Raw genomic sequence first — 21,777 nt, 5'->3', positions numbered from 1 at the left:
AAAGCACGTACATGCTAGATGTCTTAAAAGAATGGCTGATGCATTTTTGCTTCTAATAAAATTTTTGCGAATCATCAGACTAAACAAAAAATAAAAAATTTATTTCTTTTTTGAGCGTTTTGCCGGAGCTGATTTTTTACTTCCATCTTGCGCTCGAATAAGCTCATCAGTATAGTCTGCATAGCGATGTAAGACGTTTTCTAAAAAGCCGTACCATGCTAAAAAGATTGCACTAATAAATAATCCTTCTACTATATTAAAGAAGTTTCTAAATACAAGATAGCCTCCTCCTAAAAATAGAATGAGTAGAATGTTATAGTTTCTACGTAGTGTTTGTTCGTGTCGTTCACGAACAGCAATGTTCTTTTCTCTTGAAATTCTTTCTTTAAGCGCTTTGTTAAATGGCATAATTCCACCCCTTTTAAATGATTTTCAGGTTTACTTCTATAAAAATGTTTTGATAGTCGGCTTTTGCCTGGGCAAGCGAAGTATGTTTCGCTAACGCCCAATCATACAAAAAAAGAATTTTAGCTAACTTAGAACTTTACAGCGTATTTGAACGTAGTGAAAATACTCTACGTACACCTAATACGAGATTGGTAAATAAAAAAGAAGGCTCCTTGCGGCGTTTTAGGGGAGGGTGGTTTGTGAGAAGTAACAATCCACAAAGTGCCTTCTTTTTGTTGGGGGTTACTGTTAGGAGTAATTACTCATGATATATGCGCCGGGAAAATCTCTTGTTTTCCTAGCGGGAGAGGGGGGGTCGACGGAGTTCTTGGAGCCACATGAGGCCCACTCGCATCATATTTTTGTTGAACTTTTCGCTGAGTTTGTACGTTTTTTTGTACAAGTCATAATCGATAAGACCCATGGTTTTCATAGGGGTCAGGATTCGGTCGTAAAATTGCCGTTTGTTATAGGATACTTTCACCGTCTTTTTCTGCCGGAAGGGCCCTTGGGTCATTGTTTCTACATTGGTACCGTCATGAAGTGCCGTTGCAAACATGCTCATCTCTGTTTTCCCGATTTCGCCACCTTTGACCTTCATTTCCTCAACGAGCATACGAGCTACTTCGACTTGCTGCATCGTTGCAAAGATAACCTCAAAGATATCCTCTGGAAGGTTGAATTGGTCAAAAAGGATAACCATGAACAAATAAATACCCATACCAGTATATAAATATTGTGTTTCTGTATACTTTTTAGTATATTAGTTTGGCGCGCTAAGATAATATTTACTGAGTAGACGTTACAATGTGAAAATGTTTGAAAACGGAAAAAAACAATTTTTTTTAGGAAAATAAAGCTAATTTAAACTTCTTAAACGAGATAAGCAACTTTTAAGCTTTTTTTAGAGCTATTTTGTTATTTAAAATTCCTTTAATGGGTTATTAAGAGCCTTTTTATGTAATTATTTTAATAAAGTTTATAAATAATGAAATCACTCTCTTTTTTTAAACTACTGTTGGTGCGCGCGATGACTACATCTTTTAACCCTCTTGTTGGCCTAGAAATAGAATTTCATCTTGTAGATGAAACTGGATCCATTGCTAATGATGCAGATTACGTGTTACAACATCCTAAAAATGATGCGTATGCTGTTTCTGAGTTATCTAATGCGATGATTGAAGTGCTTTGTAAGCCTGCAACTGATTTACTTGACCTTGCAAAAGATGTTATTTCTAGAGTGCAACACACATTATCTTTAGCTAAAGAGAAGAATTTGTCTTTGCTTCCTTCCACTCCTATTGGTGATGAAGTTATTGAAAAACGAAAAGGGCCACGATATAATAAAAAAAATGTTATTTTGGGTGATGAGAGGAGATCTCTTGAACTGCATATCTGCGGCACACATATTCATATTGATAAGTATGAACAAGATATTGTGAAACAACACACGGTAATGACTGCGCTTGATCCTTTGTTTGCATTAATGTCCAGCAGTCCTTTTTTCAAATTCAAAAATTCATTAAATAATTATCGAGCAGAAATTTATCGTAAACTTGTTTTTGAAGAATTCCCTGAATATGGAGAACTACTTCCTTATGCATATTCGATAGATGAACTTGAAGTTCGGCAAGACACGTTGTATGATAAGTGGTTGGATATTTGTAAAAAATATGGTTTTAATGATGAGGGTTTCACGCGATTAAATACGTGTTGGGGGCCAATTAGATTTTCTCAAAAAACAATTGAATCTAGAAGCTGTGATACTAATTTAGTTTCTAATGTACTTGCATTAGCGACAGTCTTCGCTGGTTTTAACAGACAGCTAGATGTGATTACAAAAACAGACGATGGTTATCTGTATGGTGAAAATCTTTTACCTTCCTTTGAAAAATTATTGGAGTTTCAAGAACGAGCAATTGAGTCAGGAATTCAAGATGGTGAATTGCATACTTACTTATCAAGTTTAGTTGAGTTTGCAAGAAATGGCTTATTAGAAAAAGAAAAAATTCTTCTTTTCCCTTTTGAGCGGATGTTAACTTCAAAAAGAAATTTCTCAGACGAAATAACTTCTTTTGCAAAAGATGGAGGCTATTACAAAGATAGTTCTATTTCTGCACAGGGAAGCACAGAATTAAGATTTTATTTATCAAAAAAATTAGAGGAAGATTTAGATGAATGTTTTGTTTTATGTAGATAAAGAAGCGCTTGATGAACCAATGGATTCTACTATGCACATTTATAATGTTGCAAAAGAAGAGTTTAATACTGAACTTTGTTTTACTGAAGATCTTGATAAAACAAAAGACGCGCATGTTGTTTTTAATCGATTTGACATTCCTTGGAATGAAGAGTTTCTTAGAGAACAATACGCTAAATATAATGATGGTTCGCGACTTTTTGTGAATGATCCTTTATCAAAAATAAATTTACAATCAAAAGAATATTTACTTCAATTTCCTCAGCTTACTCCTACAACTATTTTTTCTGAAAATATTGATGAGTTAGTTGCTTTTGTTTCTGCACAAGAAGATGTTGTTTTCAAACCTTATGATGCAAATCAGGGGAAGGGAATAAAACACATTCTAGTAGATGATTATTCGAGAAGTGATTTAAAAAAATTAGTCAAACAATATGTTGATACGTATCAAAAAGTTATTGCTCAAGATTTTATTCAAGGTGTAGAAAAATTAGGTGACAAGAGAATTAATGTTATAGATTATGAGCCTGTTTCTGCGATTTTAAGATTGCCCAAAGAAGGATCTTTTTTGTGTAATATTTCTGCTGGCGGTAGTGCTAATAAAACCAATATAACAGAAACTGACAAACGTATTGTTCAGCAGTTAGAGCCTTATTTTAGAAAGCATAATGTGCCTTGGGTTGGTGTTGACGTTATTGGTCCCTATCTTGGCGAATTTAATATTTCCAGTCCTGGGAATTTAATTGAAGCGGATGTTGAAGATAATAGTCTTGCTGGTCAAGAAGCAGTGATGAAAATGCTACGCTCATATGAAAAAAAATTATGAATATTTTTCTTCTAAATATTGAATGTATTTTTTAGGAGAGATTTCCTCGCCTGTAGCTTTCTTAATAAGTTTATGTGTTGGATATTTTTTCCCATGTTGGTGAATGTTTTGGGCTAACCATTGGGTAAATTCTTGAAATGTTCCTTCTGCAAATTGTTCTTCTAAGTTTTTAATTTCTTCTTTTGCTTTTGCATAGAGTTGGGATGCTATCATAACACCAACGATATAGTTAGGAAAATAACCGATAGAACCTTTGCTCCAGTGAATGTCTTGAAGTATTCCTTCTCGATCATCTTGAGGGGTGATGCCAAGGTATTGTTTTACTTTTTTATTCCATTCTCGCGGGGCATGTTTAACTTTTAATTTTCCGGAAATGATATCTTGTTCTAATTCAAATCGAATAATAAGATGTACGATGTAGGTAAGTTCATCTGCTTCTAATCGAACAGGACTTTTGTTTATTCTATTAATTTCATTGAGGATTGTTTTTTTATCGTAAGGTATTTGATAATTTTCTTTGATAATGGGGAGAAAATAATCCCAAAATCCTTCTGTTCTACCGACGTGTCGTTCCCATATATGTGCTTGAGATTCGTCTATTGCAAATGATCGTGTTTCGCTAAGTGGCGTTCCGTAATGCTCTATGGGTAAATTAAGTTCGTAGATGCTGTGTCCTCCTTCGTGCAGGATTGTTTGTAGTTCGTCAATCCACTTGCTTTGTGCGATACTTATTCTGCCGTAAGCGGTGCTAAATGATCTGGTTGACCAGTCTATTCTTGCTTTATCGAGGTCAACACCCATTTTTTGAGCAAGAAACTTTCCAAACTCTCTTCGCTTTTTTGGTTGAATAATCGTTGTGTCAATTTGAACTTCTCGTTTTTCAACTTCTTGTTTAGTGAGGAGTTCGAGTATTTTTTCTTTAATTGGTTTAATGTAGTTAGTTATTTCTTCAAAGGTGAGATCTTCGGAGTATTCTTGAAGTAATGCTTCGTAAGGGTTTTCTTTATTGATTGCTTTACCGTATCGTTTGGCAATTGTAAAGACTGCTTCAAGATCTTTTTCAAATAGTGAGAAATCATTGTGTTCATATGCTTCTTTCCATGATTGTAATGCTTTGCTATGTATTTGTTCTCGTTTCGTGATAAGTGATTGTTTGACTTTTCGTAGTCGCAGATGTTTAGTTTTAATTTCTCTAATGGTTGCTTGCTCTTCGAAAGTTAAGTCTTCTTGTTCTGCTTGAGCGATATTTTTTCCTAAGTTTGAACTGATAAGATGTCGGTGGATTGCTGTTGCAAGCGCAACATTTTCTCTTGATCTAATTGGTTCGGCACCTGTTGGCATCATCAGTCGCTGGTCCCAGAAAAGGACTCGTTTTACAGAAATAAGCATGCCCACACGTTCGATTACTCTCATTACTTTATCATACGCTCTCATCTTATTTTTTTTAGAACATTTTTTAATATATAAATGCTTTTGATTGGGATCGTTTTACGACTTTTTTCACATCATTTCAGAATGTATATCTCAAACAACTAAATTTAAATACTCTTCTCTGCCACTAGTTCACCATGCTCCTTTACATAATCATTGCAACAATTCTTGTCAGCCTTGTTAGTTTTGTTGGCGTGCTTGTTTCTTCCAAAGGAATTAAGCGTTTTCTTCACTATTTTATCAGCTTTGCAGCAGGAGCTTTATTGGCGGTTTCCTTCCTTGATTTAATTCCTCATGCAGCTGAAGAAATAGGCGAATTTCACGATGCGGCACCTTTTGTTTTGGGTGGTATTCTTCTTTTCTTCCTTGTTGAGCGATTCATTCATTGGCATCACTGTGGTCATGATCATGGCGATTGTGACCAAAAACCTGCGGGCATGCTCATTTTAACAGGTGATTTTGTACATAATTTTTTAGACGGTGTTCTTATTGCAGGTGCGTTTTTACTGGATGTGCGAACGGGTATTGCAACAACATTAATTGTCCTCTTGCACGAAATTCCTCAAGAGTTTGGTGATTTTGCAGTGCTTATTCATAGTGGTTATTCTCGTCTTCGCGCTTTAAAACTTAATTTTCTTTCAGCACTTTCTGCTGTGCTTGGCGGTATTATTGGTTTTATAGCGTTTGATTTGGCCGAATCTATTGTGCCTTTTGCTGTACTTGTGGCTGCAGGAGGTTTTATTTACGTAGCGCTCTCAGATATTGTTCCTAGTATGCATAAACATAAACAGCATCACGCTACTGTTTGGAAAGAAACAGCGATTTTTGTCCTCACGATGGTTGCGTTTTATTTCTTCATTGGCGCGCTTCATGGTATGCATTAATCCTTGTATTCATTCTTCCATATTTTGTAGTATAAAGCCCCTTTCATTTTGAACAAGCCCTAGTTGTAGAAACTTTTAAAAAATAATAGAAATGACTCTTTTTGATGAATAATTCATCATTAGAAGTTTGGGTTAAAGGGGCTGTTTTATTTGAGCGACTCGCGCCATACCGCTCGCACCTGTTTAGATTCACTAAAGATTCGTTGCAAGGTCTTTCTGATGAAATAATCCACTATATTCATGACTATATGACTGCGAATAAGGCTTCACCTGAAAAGATTTTTTCTGATGCTCCTCTTGCTCAGTATCCAAGAGATGTTCCTCAAAGCGATATTTCTTATCTATTGTTTAATGTTGAAGCGATGATGTATGCTGAAAAACGAGGAATTATTTTTTCCCAAGAGCCTGAGGATGTTAATTCTGGATTCTTGTATTGTTTAGCTGGTTATTTGCAGCACGTGCCAAAGTAAGTATATTCTTGAGTACCTGAATCTTTAAATAAAATCAAATGGATGTAATAATCCCATTATGGTAAAATATATTATTGTAACCGGTGGGGTTCTTTCTGGTTTAGGAAAAGGTATTGCAACAGCTTCGATTGGTCATCTTCTGTCTTATGATTACAAAGTAGTTCCTATCAAATGTGATGGGTACTTAAATGTTGATCCGGGAACCATGAATCCGGTGGAGCACGGAGAAGTCTTCGTACTTGATGATGGTACTGAAGTGGATATGGATTTTGGTCATTATGAGCGTTTTCTTAAAACTACTTGCACAGGCAGGCAAAACTTGACAATGGGTAAAGTTTTCCATGAGTTACATGAAGCTGAGCGTGAAGGAAAATTCTTAGGTAAAACAGTTCAGCTTGTTCCGCATGCATCAGGCCATATTGTTGATTGGTGGAGACGGGTCGCCGAAAAGCAGGCCGCAGATGTTTGCTTGATAGAAGTTGGCGGCACTGTTGGCGATATGGAAAATGAATTATATCTTGAAGCAGCACGACAACTTCGAGCTGATGAGGGAAAAAATAATGTGTGTTTTGTACATTTAACATACGTGCCTATTCCTGGTGGTGTGAACGAGCAAAAATCAAAACCGACACAGCAATCGGTGAAGTTGTTAATGGAGCGAGGTATTTCACCAACACTCATTCTTCCTCGTTGTAGAGAACCAATTACAGAAAATATCAAAAAGAAAATTGCAACCTTTTGTAATGTGGAAGCTAGTGCTGTGATTAGCGCGGTTGATGTTGACAACGTCTATAAAATTCCTTTGTTGTATTATAAGCAAGGCATTCTTAATCATTTGAATGAAGAATTAAAGCTGCAAGCGAAACCTAATCTGGATATTTGGACATCGCTTGTTGCAAGAATGCATGATACTAAACAAGAAGTGAATGTTGCTATTTGTGGTAAATACACAGCGCTTGAAGATTCCTATGCGTCCGTTGTTGAAGCGCTTCGTCATTCCGGTGCGGCAAATGATGTTGCTATTACTATTTCTTGGATAGATACAGAAGCAGTGAACAGTTCTCAGGACGCTGCAAAGTTGTTAGCTGATTGTGGTGCGGTTATTGTGCCAGGTGGTTTTGGTTCTCGTGGTATTGAAGGAAAAATTAATGTGGTGCAGTATTGTCGAGAAAATAACATTCCTTATTTGGGTTTATGTTATGGTTTACAACTTGCTGTTATTGAGTTTATGCGAAATGTTGTTGGTAAAAAAGATGCGCATACAACGGAAGTAAATCCGAAAACGACAACACCTATTGTAGATATTTTACCTGATAAAAAGGATGTAAAAGAACTGGGTGGTACGCTTCGTCTTGGCGCTTATCCTGCAATTTTAAATAAAGATGCGCAGGTAACACGGCTTTATGGTGGAACTGGACGGAATTCTGAACACAGCGAGACTGTTGTCAGTGAAAGACATCGACATCGCTATGAAGTTAATCCGGAGTATCATGAAGCCTTAAAGAAAAACGGTCTTTGTCTTTGCGGTTTAAGTCCTGATAAGCGACTTGTAGAATTTATCGAGCTTCCTAACCATTCGTTCTTTATGGCAACGCAAGCGCATCCAGAATTAAAAAGTAGTCTGGAATGCCCTGCACCGTTATTTGTTGGTTTAATTGCAGCAGCAAAAAAGAAGTAATGGTGGTGAACTTTACAGCTTGTATTTTTTAATGTAGTGCTGGCTAAGTTCTCGATAAATTTTATTGACTTGACCAGGGGTTTTATCATTAAGATTTATTTGTCCTTCATCTTCTCCGAATCGTCCTGGAAAGCATTTGTTAATAAGATTTCGTTGGGCAATATAGTCTTGCACGCGAGTTGAATCTCCTTGTTTGCTAAGTTGTGCAAAGTATTTTTCTTGAGGGTTAGTGTTTGTTGATGTGTTGTCTGGTTGTCTTGTGGCTGCGTGTCGGTTTTTATTTTGGCGCGCTGGCGTTTGCGTGGATGTAATTCGTTCTTCAAGGCTGATTTGAATTTGCCCTTCTTCGTAGAGATCGGGTACTTCTGTTGGATCTCGTCCAAGCTCGTTGCATGCGGCGATGTATGTTTTACCGTCCCAACTAGCAACAGCGTTATCATATTGTTTTTGCCAATGGTTCATGTGTGCATAAATGCTTTCGTTTGTGCGTGTTTTTTTTGTCATGATTCAATTTCCTTTTGCAGAGATAGGCGATTTTTGCGTGTAGATACGTTGTGTTTTGTAGGTAGTCGTTTGTTGATTTGCGACTACTAATAAATTATTGTTTTTGAACTATTTAAACTTTTCTGTTTATAGTCACTAAAAAGTAGTAAAAGAATGAATACTAAGCTTTATATTGCGTTGGTGTAAGAAAGGGTTATGGCTCAACGATTCCTGGTACAGCTGATTTACACAGCAATATGGCTCAATTCAGAAAACTTTTGGAATATGCTAAATAGGAGGCTGTACATGCAATTCTTATTGCGGGCGATTTGACGCCCAAAGAGCCTGAAAAAAGAACACCTGAGCTACAAGCAAAATTTTTGGAAGAAGAGCTCATTCTTTTAATTCAAGAGTTTAAGAAATCTTCTGATTGTAAACTTTTCTTGATTTTTGGCAATGATGATTTTAAGGCAAATGAAGATATTTTAGAGCAACACAACGGACGGCTATGGGAGTATGTGAATGAGAGAGTCGTGCCGTTCGATAATTTTTCTATTTTTGGCTATACTACTGTTCCAATAACGCCTTTCAAATTCAAAGATTGGGAGAAAGTTGATTCTCATGATGTATTGGAAGAAACATATAGAAATCCTTTTGTTTTAAATGGTGTACAATCAACTAAAAATGGTTTAGTTTCTACAGCTATTTCTTTAGAAAACCGTACTGATTCTATAGAGAATGATATTATTACAAAAGTTAACGATGCAAATAATCTTATTTTAGTTACGCATGCACCGCCATACAACACGCAATTAGATATTGATAAACGAAACGTGCATGTAGGTAGTATTGGCGTTCGTAATGCAATTGAGAAATTGTAACCCCTATTGTCTTTGCATGGTCATATTCATGAAACGATTCGTATGGGTGGTTCGTATAAATATACATTAGGTAAAACGCTTTGTCTTAATCCGGGCAATTTTTTTAATGAATCTTTGCTAGCGATTCTTGATGTATGGTTGCCTGAGAAAAAAGTCGAGCGAAAACTTATTTGATTGCGTTTACAGCAACCTTTATAAAGCAAACCGGTTTCCTTGCTGCTACAACCGTTAGACGTATCACACGGGCTTGCTAGACAAGTTTCGTGGCACGGGCTTAATTGATGCGGCAAACAAGGTCTATTCCTAGTTCTGCTGTATTCATGCTAAAAAATCCTTTTGGAATTTTTGGCATCCTAAAAATCGTTTGATTTTTATGATTCCGTTATCGTCAACACTATCTTTGCATAGGAGGCTGAAAAGTTACAATGGATAAAAAACAAATCGTAGAAACGCTCAAATCACTTCGAGCAGACGCTAAAGAGCGAAAATTCACACAAACCGTTGAATTAATTGTCAATCTTAAAGATCTTAATCTGAAAAACCCTGACGAACAAGTTGAGTTCTTCACGACTTTGCCACATGGTTTTACTAAAAAGAAAATTTGTGCAATCGTTGGTGGAGAACTTGTTGATGAAGCAAAAAAGGTCTGCGACTTTGTAATTACGCAAGGCGATCTTGACAAATATAAGGCTGATAAAAAAGCAGCAAAAAAATTAGCTGATGAATACGCCTATTTCATTGCACAAGCAAATATCATGGGTCAAATTGCGGGTGTTTTTGGTCGAATCTTCGGTCCACGAGGAAAAATGCCAAATCCAAAAGCTGGTTGTGTTGTGCCCCCAAAAGCATCACTTCAACCGTTATATGATAGACTCCAAAATACTATTAAAATTTCTGCAAAAAAATTCCCCGTAATTCAACTTCCTGTTGGAAAGCTTGATATGACTGATGTTGATCTTGCAGAAAATATTGATTATTTGTATAGTCAAATTGAACATCACTTACCAAAAGAACGGCATAACGTTCGAGGAACTATCCTCAAATTAACAATGGGTAAACCTGTTCGACTTTAGGTGAAAAAATAAAATGAGCAATCATATTTCCGAAGCAAAAAAAAATGTCGTCAAAGAGTTCGCTGATCTCATTGACAAATACGATGTAATTGGTGCTGTTAATATGGAAAATCTTCCTGCAAAACAGCTTCATAACATGCGTGTACAATTAAGAGATACTGTTCTTATTAAAATGAGTAAACGTCGTTTACTTAAGGTTGCTTTAGAACAATCTAAAAAACAAGGTGTTGTTGAACTACTTCCTCACCTAAAAGGTATGCCTGCTTTATTATTTACAAATAGCAGCCCATTCACCCTTTTTAAGACATTAAAGAAAAATAAATCAAAAACAGGAATTAAAGGCGGTCAAATTGCGCCAAATGATATTATTGTTCCTGCTGGTCCAACAAGTTTTGCTCCTGGTCCTGTGATTGGCGAACTTGGTTCAGTTGGCATTAAAGCAGGGATTGATGGTGGTAAAGTTGCAATTAAGGCTGATGCAGTCGTAGCAAAAGAAGGCGATGAAGTAAGTCAAACACTTGCCGGTCTTTTAACTCGACTAGGTATTGAACCTATGGAAATTGGACTTGACTTAACAGCTGTCTGTGAAAATGGAGAAGTTTTAACTAAAGCTGTACTTGATATTGATGAAGATCAGTACATCTCAGATGTAACAACCGCTGCAAGTTGGGCGTTTAACCTGGCTATACATAGCGCGTTTCCGACAACTGAGACGACACCTGTTCTTATTCAAAATGCGTTTGCCGATGCAAAAGCATTAGCTATTAGTGAGGATATTTTAACTGACCTTACGGTTGGCGATACCTTGGCTAAAGCACACAACCAAATGATGGGTGTTGTAACAATGTTGCCTGATGAAGCATTAAGTGCGGATTTGAAAGGCGCGCAAGCAGCGATACCTGTTGTTCAAGCAACGCAAGTTGCTCCGGAAGACGATATGCCTGAGGAAAAGAAAGACGATAAAAAAGATGAGCCTGATGCCGCAGCAGGTCTTGGCGCTCTCTTTGGTTAATGATAACAAATTATAGGTGAAAACAAATGGAATACATTTATGCCGCAATGCTCCTGCATAAAGCAGGACAAAAAGTTGACGAAGCTGCAGTAAAAAAAGTTTTAGAAGCAGCAGGGGTTACAGTTGATGATGGTCGTGTTAAAGCTTTAGTAGCAGCACTTGATGGTGTTGATATTGACGATGCTATTAGTAAAGCAGCAGTTGCAGCTCCTGTAGCAGCTAGCGCACCAGCAGCAGGAGGCGACGCAGCACCTGCAGCAGAAGAAAAAAAGGACGATAAAAAAGAAGAAAAGAAAAACGATGAAGCAGCAGCAGCTGGTTTAGGCGCACTTTTCGGATAGAAAAACAATTGTTTGCATAAAGAAGTTTTAACTTCTACGTGCGAATAGTTTCCTTTTTTTTATTTTTTTTATTTGTTGTGTAGTGTGCTTGAAATAGTTTATTTAAAAGGAATTCAAAGTTTTCATACGCGCCGAAAATGAATTTTATTTTCTCGCGTTCGAACATTTATTGATGTAGTAAAGTAGGTTGAAGTTATCATGTCTGATGATGTTAAAGAATACATGCAAAAATTAAAGAACCTCCGCGTTGAGGTGAGCACTCTTAAAAAAGAGTTAAACAAACTCAATCGTGAGAAGGAGTCTTGGTTTGCTAAGCGTGGAGAGATAAACAAGCAGATTAGTAATCTTATTTCTGGCGTGAAAGGTTCTAAAGATAAACGTAATGAAATTACTGAGCAAGTGAAAGATCTCAAAACAGAACGTGATACTTTAAATAAAGAAGTTTCACAAAAATCTAAAGAGCTTAACGAGCTCAAAAAGAATTTTGATAAAGCAACTGCAAAACATCAAGTAAAAGAAAGTCCGTCTATGCTCAAGAAAAAAATTGAGAAGATGGAATACACCATGGAAACGCAACCTATGAGTTTTGATAAAGAACAAAAGCTCATGAAAGAATTAAAAACACTCAAAAAACAATATGTCGAAGTTAGTAGTGTTACTGGTGATTGGGATAAAGTAAAAAATTTAACTCGTGATATTTCTAAACTTAAAAGAAAAGCAAATGCTGCTCATCGAAAAATTCAAGATAATGCTAAGTCTTCTCAGGATAAACACGAAGCTTTAGTTGAACGATCTGGTGAGATTGATGAGCTCAAAAAAGAAGAGCAAGCTGCGTTTGAAAAATTCAAAGAGTATAAAGAACTCTTCACTGAAAAAAATACTGTTCTTAAAGAACTTTTAAAAGAACTTGATGCGGTAAAAGGCGTTTTAGAAACTCATAACGTGCAAATTGAAGAGGACAAGAAAAAGGTCGAGCAAAAAGCTATCAAAGAACGAGCAAAAGAAGTCGATGAAAAAGTGAAGACTGGTAAGAAGCTCACTACTGAAGATCTTCTTGTCTTTCAAAAAGCAATGAACAGATAATTTTTTTCTTACTTTTTCTTTTATTCTTTTTTTTCCACTTTTTTGTATGCTTGAGTGTTAGCGAAACATACTACGCTCGCCTATGCACGAATGGCCGGGTAAAAAGCTCACTACTGAAGATCTTCTTGTCTTTCAAAAAGCAATGAACAAGTAATTGTTTATTTTTTTTCTTTTCTTTTTCCTCTTATTTTATATATTTCTTCGTTCTTCTTTTCTCTTATGACGCTTCGAATACGTTCGAAGTCCATTAATGTTACGGGTAAAATAAATGACACTATATTTAATCGGTCTTGGTCTGTATGATGAAAAAGACATCACGCTTCGAGGACTTGAAATTGTTAAAAAATGCGACATCGTTTATTTAGAATATTATACGTCTGTTCTTGGTGTGGATAAAGCAAAGCTTGAGGCACTCTACGGCAGAGAAGTCCTTGTTGCGCCTCGTGATGTGATAGAAAAACAAGCTGAAGAGCTTCTCATAGAACTTGCTAAAGACCAAGATGTGGCGCTTCTGGTTGTTGGAGATGTATTTGGTGCAACAACACACGCCGACCTCCTTTTTAGAGCAAAACAAGCAAAGGTAACTACTGAAGTTGTTTTTAACGCCTCCATTATGAATGCGATTGGCTTAACTGGTTTAGAACTATATAAATTTGGGAAAACAACGAGCATTGTGTTTCCTGATGCTGGTTGGTATCCAAACACGCCTTATGATGTCATTAAAAACAACAAAGCTATGGGCTTGCATACTTTATGCCTTCTAGATATTAAAGTTGCAGAACCATGTAGAGATGACCTCCTGCGCGCTCAGCCTGGAAAACTGATTAAACCTCAACCGCCACGTTTCATGAACATCTCTGAAGCACTTGATGTATTGATGCATTTAGAAAATACTGCTGGTGAAAACGTTCTCTTAGAAGACACATTAGCAATTGGCATAGCAAGACTTGGTCATCCAGATGCAAAAATTGTTGCAGGTACTATTAAGCAACTTAAAGATGTTGATTTTGGCGCTCCTTTACATTCATTGATTATTCCTAGTAAACTGCAGATTGTTGAAGAAGAAGTTTTAGAAGAATTTAAACTTAAATAACTTTGTAGAACGTAATTTCTTTATTGCATTTATCAACAAAGGAAATTTCTTTTTCAAGTCGGGGGTGTTTATTCAATTTTTCTTGATTAATTTCCAATCCGCTGTTTGCAACATACGCAATCCAATTACTACCGCTTTCTGCGATGAGTTGGGTTATATTCGCAGTCCAGGTGCTAGTCACATAGTGGTTGCCGTAAAAGCCGTAGGCTGGCCAGTCATTTGAGCTTATCACGTCAGCAGACGGAATATATTCTGTTGCGTATTGAATGGATTGTTGGAGTGCTCCATTTTTTTCGCAGTATGCTTTTTCTTTTGCTTGTTGTATGCTGGCTATTCCTCCTCCAATAATTTGTAGAAAAATTACTGCAAGAATAATGCTTATTACTATTTTTTTCTTATGTTTAATTGCGCTATGCATAGTAAGATATTCTGCTCCAAGTATAATAATAAGCAAGAGGAATGGTAAGAACATAAGTTCATATCGTTGTAGTTTTAATCGAACAATGAAAAGATAGAATGCTAGTTGTGCCGTGAAAAGGGATATCAGCAGCCACAGGTTGTAGTCTTTTTTTTCTTTATACCATTTGATAACAAAAGGGATGAGTAATACTAATGTAAGACCAAATGTTCTGATAATTTCTAAAAGAAGTAAACTCGCTGGTTGCCAAGTAGTGTAGCTTGAAACCGCGCCTCCTTGTGCAAACAAATCCCAGACAGGATTACCATATGTTATTAAATTATAACCTAGCCATGGAAGTAATGGCATTAGACCTCCCAGCCCAAACGCTATCCATTGGGGATATTTTTTTTTGATGAGGAAAATAACGCCTAGTGGTAAAATAAATAGAATGATGGGAAAGCGAAATAAGAAAGACAACGCTGCAAAGACTCCTGCAACAAAAAGAAGCTTATTGCTTCTCTTTTTCTGAGCTTGTATTCCTTTCATAAAAAAATAAACTGAGAAAATCATTGCGCACATTGCAGGGATATCTGTGTAGACTCGAAAACTCCAAAAGAGCATAACATTACTCAGTCCAAAAAATCCAGTTGCAATGTAGTGCCAAAGTTTATTTGTTGTAAATTCTTGGGAAAGCAGATACACACCAAACACGCTAAAGAGTGAAAAAACTATCATGAGCAGTTGTGCAAGCAAAACAGATTCTCCAGTGATTGCCCACACACCACTAATAAAATATTCTAACAAAGGAAACCTGAAGTCTTCGGTGAAATGTGCATCTCCTAAATGTGATCGCGCATTAGAAAGGTAGACATATTCATCCCAGATAAGATGATGGGAAAGGGCGAGTTGCAGTAAGTATATTCCTGCAATAACTACAAGGAGTATAATAAGATATTTATGTTGAAAAAACCAATTGGTTTTTGATTTCATTTCATGTTTTTTCATTTTTCTTGAAATGTCCATTTGTCATTGAGTGCGTAATTAATAATTGTTGCGGCGAGAATTCCCATCAAGTTTGAAATAATATACCAAAGACCAATAAGTTCTGTGAAAGCAAAGAGCAAGCCCATATTTACTATTAGCGCAATAAGTGAAACGAGATTAAATCGCAGCATTTTTTGCCAGAATGAATGTTTTGTATTCTGCTTTTTCCATGTCCAGAAATTATTTAGTAAAAAGTTTGTGATAATAGATATTTCTATTGCAATTGCTGCTGAGAGTAAATAATAAAGTCCTCCGAATTCGGTTAATGTATAAAGTAGACTCATATTAACAATGACGCCGCTGCCACCAACGACACAAAATTTGAAAAATTTTCCTTTAAAGAATTGTTTAGCAAGCATGATTAAATATTCAACAATGACTTTACTGCCAAGTTTACTCGCTCCTTTTTTTCTTGTTTTAAATTTATAGGGGATTTCTTTAACTTGTAAGTTCTTATTGGCAAATAATATTTCTAAATAAATTTTATATCCTTTTGGATTGATCTTTTCTTTTACGTGTTCAAAGGCTTTGCGTCGTATCATGAAAAAACCGCTCATAGGGTCACTTATTTTTTGTTTTAAGAATGGTTGTGATAGTGCTGCTGCTGTTTTACTCATAAGAATTCGCTTAGCAGACCACCCTTTTACAGAGCCTCCTTTTTTAAATCGTGTCCCGCTGACTGCATCAGCTTTCTTAATTGCAGCAAGCATATGAGGAATGATGGTTTCGTCATGTTGTCCATCTGCATCGGTAACTAAGAAGATATCTCCTTTTGCATGTTTAAAGGCATCAATAACTGCAGGACTTAATCCTTTATTTTTCATTCGCCGAAGACACCATACTTGTTTATCTTTTGCAAATGTTTCTTTAATGAGTTTCCATGTTTTATCTGGAGAGTTATCGTCACTCACAATAATTTCGTATGGTTGTTCTTGTGGAATATATTTACGAATAGCCGCAATAGTAGTAAGAACACTTTCTCGTTCGTTGTAGGTGGGTAGGATGATTGATAACATATTTTCTATTGTTTTTTCTTAAGCTCTCGATTTAGACAATTTGCTCCATTATATTTTGACTGACTTGCGTTTTTTGTTGGTTGGTTACAAAGGTAATAAATGTATCTGCATCCATATATCCTTCATGTGTTTCATCATTAATAACTAGACCAGGTGTTGTTGTGATGTCATAAAGTTGTTTAAGGACATTTACTACAGGGCTATCGATATTAATATCAAAAGAATACACTTTCATACCAGGATATTTTTTATGTAGGTAGGTAAGCACCGCTCCTTGTTGTTGACATCGTGGACAATCTCCTTGGTTAGAGTAAAAATAAAGAACCACTGTGTTGTTAATGCCTTTATCATTTTCCAAACAATTTTCTAAGCGATTTTTTGCGAGCATCCAATGTCTTGCTTCAAGAATAAAATATTGTTTTTTAAGTTGAATAACTTGATCGCTATTGCTTCCTAATTCGTTTTCCATAAAGTCTAATTTTTCAGCAAGATCAAAAAGTTCTGTTGTAAGAAAGAGTGCTTCTTCATTTTCACAGATGTTTTCTGCTAATATATCATATTCAACTTCAATGCCGAGTGTTTCTAATCTAAGTTCATCGCCGAGTTCAACGATATTAAGAAATTTTTTATTAGTGTTATGATTTCCAATAAGAACGCCCGATGAAAAAATAACAATGGTTAATAATAATACAATTGTTGTTTTTTGTATGGATATTTTTTTTCGTTTCATGATGTTGCCTCATTTTTATTTTCTGATTTATGTCCCCATTGTACTTTATCTTTGGTAAAAAGAACATACCAAATAGATACGAGCCACCAAAAGGCGTACAAAGGCGCGTAAAATAATGCAAAAAAAATATATGAGTAGAATATTGGCTTTTTCTCTTTACTAATTATTTTTGCAATAACAATGATACTTATAGTAAATAATAACGCGATGATACCAACCATTGCAGGTCCTGACGTGTTCAAAAAGAAGGTATCAAAATTAAACCATTCCCATGTGCTAAAATCAAAGTTAATCGCAGTCCAACTTTGCAATGTTTCTCGTATATTGCTTAGTCTTGTGATAAGGACATAGGTAATAATGGTGATGAGTAAGAAAACTGAGATAAAACTTGCGGGTAGAATAAAAAGTCCAAGGTTGCCGTGTTGTTTGGTGAATACTTGTTTGTAATCAAGAACATTTCTGATAAATCCATGATACCAACGAAGTCGTTGTTTGTAGAGTGTTTTAAATGTTTTTGGTCCAACGGTGTAGACGAATGCATCAACGCTGTTTTCAATGACTAGATGGTGTGTTTGTGCGCGCAGAGATATTTCTATGTCTTCAGTATGATATGCTTTTTTGTATGGACCATATTTTTCAAAGACTTCCATTCGGTAAATACTAAATGGTCCTGGTGTAACGTGTATGCTGCCAAGTTCTGCAAACACCTTGCGCAAGAAAATTCCCATAAGGTATTCAATTGCTTGTATGCGTCTGAGTATTCCTTTTGGTTTATAGATTTTCATTGATGGTGTAACAATAGCAACTTTTTTGTCTTCAAAGAATTTCATAATTCGCCGAAGGGCTTTAGGATCAACAAAACTATCTGCATCAAGTGCTCCAAAGAATCTTCCTCGTGCTTTTGTAAGGGCAAAGTTAAGTGCAGTATATTTTCCGCCGTTTTCTTTTCGAAAGACTTTGATATCACTTGCGGGGTGTTGTTTGGCAAATTGTTTTGCTATTTTGTATGTTTTATCTTTACTACCATCATCTACAATAATTATTTCAAGTTGTTTTTTATCGTAGTCTAGTGCAACAAGTGATTCAAGTGTTTTTTCTAGAGTAAGTTCTTCATTATAACAAGGTATGCAAATAGTTACTGGTTGGTATTTTTTTGTTTCTCCTTGATGCAAATTTGATCGACGTTCTATGAGTGTGATAAAAAAATAAATAGAGGTGAATAGCCCAAAAAATGTTGCTACGTAAATAAGGATATCTCCAAAACTTAACATGGGTTGCGTGAAATGAAACCGGTTTAAAAGCTTAGCGGAATGTATTTATAAATGATTTTGTTACTCAAGAATGGTCTCGTTCATTACAAAAGCTTTAAATACTGCTTAAAAGTGTATCTACCATATGGTTTTTGCATCCAAAAAAGGAATGTCTCCACTTATTGCAACAGTACTGCTCATCGCATTTGCTGTAGCACTTGGCGCTATGATTATGAATTGGAGCGCGGGTGTCGCGCCTGAAGATGAACTTGGAAAGACTGCTCTTTGTGAATCCATCGCGCTTGATAGCGAATCTGGTGTGTGCATTGCTGATACAAAATTGATGTTTTCTGTAAAAAATATTGGCGATGAATCTATACAAAAAGTAAAATTAATTATTGTTGATGCGTATGGTGAAACGTCAACAACGTTAAGTCAAGGCAAGATTATTCCTGGAGAAACAGTTGAGCAAGAGCGACCATACGTGTATGATGGTGGTGCGTTTAAGCTAGAGCTTGTTCCTTTAATTGATGATGGTACTGGTGAGTATGTTCAGTGCGCTACTAGTTACGTGCAAGAAACTCTTCCTTCTTGTTAGTTTTAAGGTGTGTACGTATGGTCATAACTAGTTATTAAATTAAATATACTTTTAGGCGGCACGAGATGTTTATTTTTTCATAAAACTCATTTCTCGCAACATTTATATGTGGTAAGCACCTTTTATCATTATGAAAATTGCTCTGTCTATTACAAAGTCTGTTGAGGAAAATGCGGCAGTCTATTTTGAAGAGGCAAAAAGAGCTAAAAAGAAAATTCGTGGCGTTGAAAAGACGTTGGCTGAGTTTGCAGAAAAAAAGGATGGGGTGGAAGATGATTTAGCAAGTAGTGAGTTTGTATCATCTATTAAACGTGTTGAAGATAAACAAAAATTTTGGTTTGAAAAATTTCGTTGGTCTATTTCTAGTGAAGGTTTTTTGCTTATTGGTGGTCGTGATGCAACAACAAATGAAATACTCATTAAAAAACATACAGAAAAAGATGATGTTGTTTTGCATACGGATATGGCTGGTTCTCCTTTTGCAATTATTAAGAAAAATAAAAAAGACGTGGAGCAGTTTTTTGGTATTGGCCTTGACGATAAGGAGTATCCCCAAGAGCCAACGAATCAATCCATAACCGAAGCGGGAAGTTTTGTTCTTGATTATGCTCGCGCTTGGAAATTAGGTATGGGAACTGCGGCAGTATTTCACGTCAAGCCTGAACAAGTAACTAAAGATGCGAATTCTGGAGAATTTCTTGCTAAAGGTTCTTTTATGATTCGTGGGAAAACAAATTATATTGATGCCTCTATTAGTTTTGCGATGGGTTTACTAACAACAACTGATGTTGATGAGCGAGTAGTTGTGCTTGCAGGCCCAACTGCAGCTGTTCGTCATCATTGCAAACAGGTTATTGAAATTGAACAAGGAAAAGAAAAAGCTAGTGTAATTGCAAAACAAATAAGAAATTTCTTTGTGCAGCATGAGCAAGCACATGTTTCTCTTGATGCAATTATTAGAGTTCTTCCTTCAGGTGGTTGTCAAGTAAAAAAAATACGTAAGAGAAAAAACGAGTTATAATTCTTTAGGTGGTTTTTGTTTAATTATGCGTTGATCTTCATCAATAATGGGAAAGACCCCTCGAAAGCCGCAGTTATTACATAAATAATGTGGATTGCCAATGCCAAGAATAAGTCCAACACCACTATTACTTGCGCCAACCATTTTGTAGTTTTGGTGTTTGCATCGAGGACATATTCGTTCTTCTCGTTTGGGAACTTGCAGCGATGAAGGCATTAAGAGGATATAGAGAAGTACAAAAATCACTGCTGTGCTCAAGAGCGTTATAATAATTGATGTGGCGACGTTCATTTTGGGCGTTGTACGTGCGGATTTATCTTTTGGAGATAAACAGATGCATCCATTGATGCTGTTTATTTTTGATGTTGAGCAAGGAAAATAAAGACGAGGACAAAGCAAGCAATGCTAAAGTATAAAAAAACTTTATTTAGTGGCTCAGGTAAAAATAGACCGATTGCAACAAAGAAAAGTCCAATAAACGAGATAATGAATTCTCCTTGAATGAAATTAACATCTCCTTGAATTTTTGTCATTTGTTTTTTCATGTCTTCAACAGGTCTTTTTTTCAGGTGTCTAATAACAATAACTTTCTTATGACTAATAGTGCTTACAACTTGAGGTATATAGCTACTCGCGTATTTTCCACTATGAGAAAGAAATGTTTCTTCAAGTTCTAAATTAGATTTATTTTTGACGTAATCTTCAAGTTCTTTAATGATGTAAGTGGTATCTAATGGTAGTTTTATTTTCTTTGCTAGATACTTAAGAATTGTAATGTCTTCTTTAATAAGAATTTTTGATTTAGGTTTAATTATTTTAACATGAACCTTATCGCCGTTAACAAGTGTTGCTTCGTGAGTTTGGGAAACTACATCAACAAGAAGTGGTTTTGTGATGATATTTGAAAAAATTGTTTCAAGAGGTCTGGTATATTGCTTTGCAAGTTCTTCTTCAAATTCTTTGTATGCTATTGGCGTTCCTTTATCTCGTAACCTTGCTAATGCTTTACAATAGTCTGTAGGAATGAGATCAACTCTAAATTTGAGTAGTTGTCCAAGAAGCACAAATCCTCCTCCAAGTTCTTCAAGAACAATTTTTAATCTATCTTGAGGAGATTGTTTATGCGTTTCCTTGTTTGATGCAACGCCTAGTAAGTTTCCAAAGCCTCTTTTGATAAGAACACTTTCAACTTGTTTATATCTCTCTGTTTGCATAATATTCTCAACAAAACCTCCTATTTAAATCATACGATAACGTAACGTTTAAAAACCATACATCTTTACTTCCTAAAAGTTCAACATTTATGCGACGGTGGTTGAATGGTACAATGGGGCCTTGCCAAGGTGCTTAAAAACTCTAACGCGTTTTTTGCACCCGCAAAGAGGCTTCGGCCTGGGTTCGATTCCCAGTCGTCGCATTCATTCTTTTTCCCCAACCGCATCTTTTATAAACGGACTTCGGCTCTTTTTTTATTAGTTGAGCCTGTAGCTTAGTCTGGTTGAGCGCCAGTCTTATATGACGGCATCTCGCAAAGTAAGGGATGTTTGCTCCAAGAGAGCTGGTGGTCGGGGGTTCAAATCAGCAGACTGTCATCCAGCGTGCAGTACGCCGGCAGCTGTTGTGAACGTCCCCCCAGGCTCACTCTTTTTACTTTGTCTTATTCTAAGCATCAAAAACCGGCGTTGTTCAAAAAGGTATAAATATGTATACTGACAAGAAATTACTATGGTTCAGACAGAAATTTCCGGTCAGTATGAAGTTAGTTTACACAAGCAAGTTATTAAAGTTTTTCATGCTTCAGGCATGAAATATCATG

The 21,777-nt window shown here is 36.1% G+C and carries 23 protein-coding genes and 1 tRNA gene; 14 read left to right on the top strand and 10 right to left on the bottom strand.

The window, feature by feature from the left end:
* Nucleotides 1–99: 99 nt before the first annotated feature.
* The gene (locus K9M74_02905; GenBank protein MCF7798827.1) at nucleotides 100–408 is read right to left on the bottom strand and encodes a hypothetical protein; all 309 of its coding nucleotides are present in this window, start codon (nucleotides 406–408) and stop codon (nucleotides 100–102) included.
* A gap of 337 nt (nucleotides 409–745) precedes the next feature.
* Nucleotides 746–1,150, bottom strand: coding sequence for a hypothetical protein (locus K9M74_02900; protein ID MCF7798826.1), 405 nt, complete (start codon nucleotides 1,148–1,150; stop codon nucleotides 746–748).
* A 327-nt stretch (nucleotides 1,151–1,477) separates the two neighbouring features.
* On the opposite strand from K9M74_02900, the gene K9M74_02895 reads away from it, so the two are divergent.
* Together K9M74_02895 and K9M74_02890 are read left to right on the top strand one after the other, a co-directional pair.
* Nucleotides 1,478–2,647 carry a hypothetical protein gene (locus K9M74_02895; GenBank protein MCF7798825.1) on the top strand — a complete coding sequence of 390 codons (1,170 nt, stop codon included), beginning with the start codon at nucleotides 1,478–1,480 and terminating at the stop codon, nucleotides 2,645–2,647.
* Nucleotides 2,622–3,473 (top strand): hypothetical protein, encoded by an 852-nt coding sequence (locus K9M74_02890; GenBank protein MCF7798824.1) that lies wholly within the window; start codon nucleotides 2,622–2,624, stop codon nucleotides 3,471–3,473. The genes K9M74_02895 and K9M74_02890 overlap by 26 nt, the downstream gene beginning before the upstream one ends.
* Here the strand turns inward: K9M74_02890 and K9M74_02885 are convergent.
* On the bottom strand, nucleotides 3,468–4,907 hold the full coding sequence (locus K9M74_02885; protein MCF7798823.1) for a hypothetical protein: 1,440 nt from the start codon (nucleotides 4,905–4,907) through the stop codon (nucleotides 3,468–3,470). The genes K9M74_02890 and K9M74_02885 overlap by 6 nt on opposite strands.
* A gap of 134 nt (nucleotides 4,908–5,041) precedes the next feature.
* Between K9M74_02885 and K9M74_02880 the strand changes: the two genes are divergently transcribed.
* The 3 genes from K9M74_02880 (at nucleotide 5,042) to pyrG (ending at nucleotide 7,936) form a co-directional block, all read left to right on the top strand.
* Complete coding sequence (locus K9M74_02880; protein MCF7798822.1) at nucleotides 5,042–5,788, top strand: ZIP family metal transporter; 747 nt, start codon at nucleotides 5,042–5,044, stop codon at nucleotides 5,786–5,788.
* A 104-nt stretch (nucleotides 5,789–5,892) separates the two neighbouring features.
* Complete coding sequence (locus K9M74_02875; protein MCF7798821.1) at nucleotides 5,893–6,258, top strand: hypothetical protein; 366 nt, start codon at nucleotides 5,893–5,895, stop codon at nucleotides 6,256–6,258.
* Nucleotides 6,259–6,316: 58 nt separating this feature from the next.
* Nucleotides 6,317–7,936, top strand: coding sequence for a CTP synthase (glutamine hydrolyzing) (pyrG, locus tag K9M74_02870; protein ID MCF7798820.1), 1,620 nt, complete (start codon nucleotides 6,317–6,319; stop codon nucleotides 7,934–7,936).
* A 12-nt stretch (nucleotides 7,937–7,948) separates the two neighbouring features.
* On the opposite strand, the gene K9M74_02865 is transcribed toward pyrG, so the two are convergent.
* Nucleotides 7,949–8,440: a hypothetical protein gene (locus K9M74_02865; GenBank protein ID MCF7798819.1), complete on the bottom strand. Its 492-nt coding sequence runs from the start codon at nucleotides 8,438–8,440 to the stop codon at nucleotides 7,949–7,951.
* A 308-nt stretch (nucleotides 8,441–8,748) separates the two neighbouring features.
* Here K9M74_02865 and K9M74_02860 point away from each other — a divergent pair, with 308 nt between their 5' ends.
* From K9M74_02860 to dph5, 6 genes are all read left to right on the top strand, one after another.
* A complete protein-coding gene (locus tag K9M74_02860; protein MCF7798818.1) occupies nucleotides 8,749–9,300 on the top strand; it encodes a hypothetical protein in 552 nt (183 codons plus the stop codon).
* 425 nt (nucleotides 9,301–9,725) lie between these two features.
* The gene (locus K9M74_02855; GenBank protein ID MCF7798817.1) at nucleotides 9,726–10,373 is read left to right on the top strand and encodes a 50S ribosomal protein L1; all 648 of its coding nucleotides are present in this window, start codon (nucleotides 9,726–9,728) and stop codon (nucleotides 10,371–10,373) included.
* A gap of 13 nt (nucleotides 10,374–10,386) precedes the next feature.
* The gene (locus K9M74_02850; protein MCF7798816.1) at nucleotides 10,387–11,385 is read left to right on the top strand and encodes a 50S ribosomal protein L10; all 999 of its coding nucleotides are present in this window, start codon (nucleotides 10,387–10,389) and stop codon (nucleotides 11,383–11,385) included.
* Between the two features lie 26 nt (nucleotides 11,386–11,411).
* Entirely contained in the window at nucleotides 11,412–11,726 is a 315-nt protein-coding gene (gene rpl12p, locus K9M74_02845; protein MCF7798815.1) for a 50S ribosomal protein P1, read from the top strand.
* A 198-nt stretch (nucleotides 11,727–11,924) separates the two neighbouring features.
* Nucleotides 11,925–12,809: a hypothetical protein gene (locus tag K9M74_02840; GenBank protein ID MCF7798814.1), complete on the top strand. Its 885-nt coding sequence runs from the start codon at nucleotides 11,925–11,927 to the stop codon at nucleotides 12,807–12,809.
* A gap of 268 nt (nucleotides 12,810–13,077) precedes the next feature.
* The gene (gene dph5 / locus K9M74_02835) at nucleotides 13,078–13,902 is read left to right on the top strand and encodes a diphthine synthase (protein MCF7798813.1); all 825 of its coding nucleotides are present in this window, start codon (nucleotides 13,078–13,080) and stop codon (nucleotides 13,900–13,902) included.
* On the opposite strand, the gene K9M74_02830 is transcribed toward dph5, so the two are convergent.
* Genes K9M74_02830 through K9M74_02815 form a run of 4 tightly spaced genes read right to left on the bottom strand, consistent with a single transcriptional unit; the run spans nucleotide 13,895 to nucleotide 18,363 of the window.
* Nucleotides 13,895–15,325, bottom strand: coding sequence for a glycosyltransferase family 39 protein (locus K9M74_02830; GenBank protein MCF7798812.1), 1,431 nt, complete (start codon nucleotides 15,323–15,325; stop codon nucleotides 13,895–13,897). The genes dph5 and K9M74_02830 overlap by 8 nt on opposite strands.
* A complete protein-coding gene (locus K9M74_02825) occupies nucleotides 15,304–16,362 on the bottom strand; it encodes a glycosyltransferase family 2 protein (GenBank protein MCF7798811.1) in 1,059 nt (352 codons plus the stop codon). Before K9M74_02825 ends, K9M74_02830 begins: the two co-directional genes overlap by 22 nt.
* Nucleotides 16,363–16,393: 31 nt before the next feature.
* Nucleotides 16,394–17,092, bottom strand: a complete 699-nt coding sequence (locus tag K9M74_02820) for a conjugal transfer protein TraF (GenBank protein ID MCF7798810.1) — start codon at nucleotides 17,090–17,092, stop codon at nucleotides 16,394–16,396.
* Nucleotides 17,089–18,363 carry a glycosyltransferase family 2 protein gene (locus K9M74_02815; protein MCF7798809.1) on the bottom strand — a complete coding sequence of 425 codons (1,275 nt, stop codon included), beginning with the start codon at nucleotides 18,361–18,363 and terminating at the stop codon, nucleotides 17,089–17,091. Before K9M74_02815 ends, K9M74_02820 begins: the two co-directional genes overlap by 4 nt.
* Nucleotides 18,364–18,487: 124 nt before the next feature.
* Between K9M74_02815 and K9M74_02810 the strand changes: the two genes are divergently transcribed.
* Together K9M74_02810 and K9M74_02805 are read left to right on the top strand one after the other, a co-directional pair.
* The gene (locus tag K9M74_02810) at nucleotides 18,488–18,940 is read left to right on the top strand and encodes a hypothetical protein (GenBank protein MCF7798808.1); all 453 of its coding nucleotides are present in this window, start codon (nucleotides 18,488–18,490) and stop codon (nucleotides 18,938–18,940) included.
* A gap of 130 nt (nucleotides 18,941–19,070) precedes the next feature.
* Nucleotides 19,071–19,961: an NFACT RNA binding domain-containing protein gene (locus K9M74_02805; protein MCF7798807.1), complete on the top strand. Its 891-nt coding sequence runs from the start codon at nucleotides 19,071–19,073 to the stop codon at nucleotides 19,959–19,961.
* On the opposite strand, the gene K9M74_02800 is transcribed toward K9M74_02805, so the two are convergent.
* Nucleotides 19,956–20,252, bottom strand: coding sequence for a zinc ribbon domain-containing protein (locus K9M74_02800; protein ID MCF7798806.1), 297 nt, complete (start codon nucleotides 20,250–20,252; stop codon nucleotides 19,956–19,958). The genes K9M74_02805 and K9M74_02800 overlap by 6 nt on opposite strands.
* A gap of 62 nt (nucleotides 20,253–20,314) precedes the next feature.
* Nucleotides 20,315–21,175: a hypothetical protein gene (locus K9M74_02795; GenBank protein MCF7798805.1), complete on the bottom strand. Its 861-nt coding sequence runs from the start codon at nucleotides 21,173–21,175 to the stop codon at nucleotides 20,315–20,317.
* Between the two features lie 91 nt (nucleotides 21,176–21,266).
* Here K9M74_02795 and K9M74_02790 point away from each other — a divergent pair.
* Nucleotides 21,267–21,378: transfer RNA gene (locus K9M74_02790), tRNA-Gly, on the top strand.
* Nucleotides 21,379–21,777: the final 399 nt, after the last annotated feature.

The sequence above is a fragment of the Candidatus Woesearchaeota archaeon genome (genome assembly GCA_021734105.1).
In the GTDB taxonomy this organism is placed as follows: Archaea; Nanobdellota; Nanobdellia; order Woesearchaeales; family SKGA01; genus SKGA01.
This window is presented reverse-complemented; position numbering and strand designations above follow the sequence as displayed.

What these genes read in the sequence shown, in the direction of transcription:
- K9M74_02905 (MCF7798827.1), bottom strand. Translation starts at nt 408, where the DNA reads ATGCCATTTAACAAAGCGCTTAAAGAAAGAATTTCAAGAGAAAAGAAC.
- K9M74_02900 (MCF7798826.1), bottom strand. Translation starts at nt 1,150, where the DNA reads ATGGTTATCCTTTTTGACCAATTCAACCTTCCAGAGGATATCTTTGAG.
- K9M74_02895 (MCF7798825.1), top strand. Translation starts at nt 1,478, where the DNA reads ATGACTACATCTTTTAACCCTCTTGTTGGCCTAGAAATAGAATTTCAT.
- K9M74_02890 (MCF7798824.1), top strand. Translation starts at nt 2,622, where the DNA reads ATGAATGTTTTGTTTTATGTAGATAAAGAAGCGCTTGATGAACCAATG.
- K9M74_02885 (MCF7798823.1), bottom strand. Translation starts at nt 4,907, where the DNA reads ATGAGAGCGTATGATAAAGTAATGAGAGTAATCGAACGTGTGGGCATG.
- K9M74_02880 (MCF7798822.1), top strand. Translation starts at nt 5,042, where the DNA reads ATGCTCCTTTACATAATCATTGCAACAATTCTTGTCAGCCTTGTTAGT.
- K9M74_02875 (MCF7798821.1), top strand. Translation starts at nt 5,893, where the DNA reads ATGAATAATTCATCATTAGAAGTTTGGGTTAAAGGGGCTGTTTTATTT.
- pyrG (MCF7798820.1), top strand. Translation starts at nt 6,317, where the DNA reads ATGGTAAAATATATTATTGTAACCGGTGGGGTTCTTTCTGGTTTAGGA.
- K9M74_02865 (MCF7798819.1), bottom strand. Translation starts at nt 8,440, where the DNA reads ATGACAAAAAAAACACGCACAAACGAAAGCATTTATGCACACATGAAC.
- K9M74_02855 (MCF7798817.1), top strand. Translation starts at nt 9,726, where the DNA reads ATGGATAAAAAACAAATCGTAGAAACGCTCAAATCACTTCGAGCAGAC.
- K9M74_02850 (MCF7798816.1), top strand. Translation starts at nt 10,387, where the DNA reads ATGAGCAATCATATTTCCGAAGCAAAAAAAAATGTCGTCAAAGAGTTC.
- rpl12p (MCF7798815.1), top strand. Translation starts at nt 11,412, where the DNA reads ATGGAATACATTTATGCCGCAATGCTCCTGCATAAAGCAGGACAAAAA.
- K9M74_02840 (MCF7798814.1), top strand. Translation starts at nt 11,925, where the DNA reads ATGTCTGATGATGTTAAAGAATACATGCAAAAATTAAAGAACCTCCGC.
- dph5 (MCF7798813.1), top strand. Translation starts at nt 13,078, where the DNA reads ATGACACTATATTTAATCGGTCTTGGTCTGTATGATGAAAAAGACATC.
- K9M74_02830 (MCF7798812.1), bottom strand. Translation starts at nt 15,325, where the DNA reads ATGGACATTTCAAGAAAAATGAAAAAACATGAAATGAAATCAAAAACC.
- K9M74_02825 (MCF7798811.1), bottom strand. Translation starts at nt 16,362, where the DNA reads ATGTTATCAATCATCCTACCCACCTACAACGAACGAGAAAGTGTTCTT.
- K9M74_02820 (MCF7798810.1), bottom strand. Translation starts at nt 17,092, where the DNA reads ATGAAACGAAAAAAAATATCCATACAAAAAACAACAATTGTATTATTA.
- K9M74_02815 (MCF7798809.1), bottom strand. Translation starts at nt 18,363, where the DNA reads ATGTTAAGTTTTGGAGATATCCTTATTTACGTAGCAACATTTTTTGGG.
- K9M74_02810 (MCF7798808.1), top strand. Translation starts at nt 18,488, where the DNA reads ATGGTTTTTGCATCCAAAAAAGGAATGTCTCCACTTATTGCAACAGTA.
- K9M74_02805 (MCF7798807.1), top strand. Translation starts at nt 19,071, where the DNA reads ATGAAAATTGCTCTGTCTATTACAAAGTCTGTTGAGGAAAATGCGGCA.
- K9M74_02800 (MCF7798806.1), bottom strand. Translation starts at nt 20,252, where the DNA reads ATGAACGTCGCCACATCAATTATTATAACGCTCTTGAGCACAGCAGTG.
- K9M74_02795 (MCF7798805.1), bottom strand. Translation starts at nt 21,175, where the DNA reads ATGCAAACAGAGAGATATAAACAAGTTGAAAGTGTTCTTATCAAAAGA.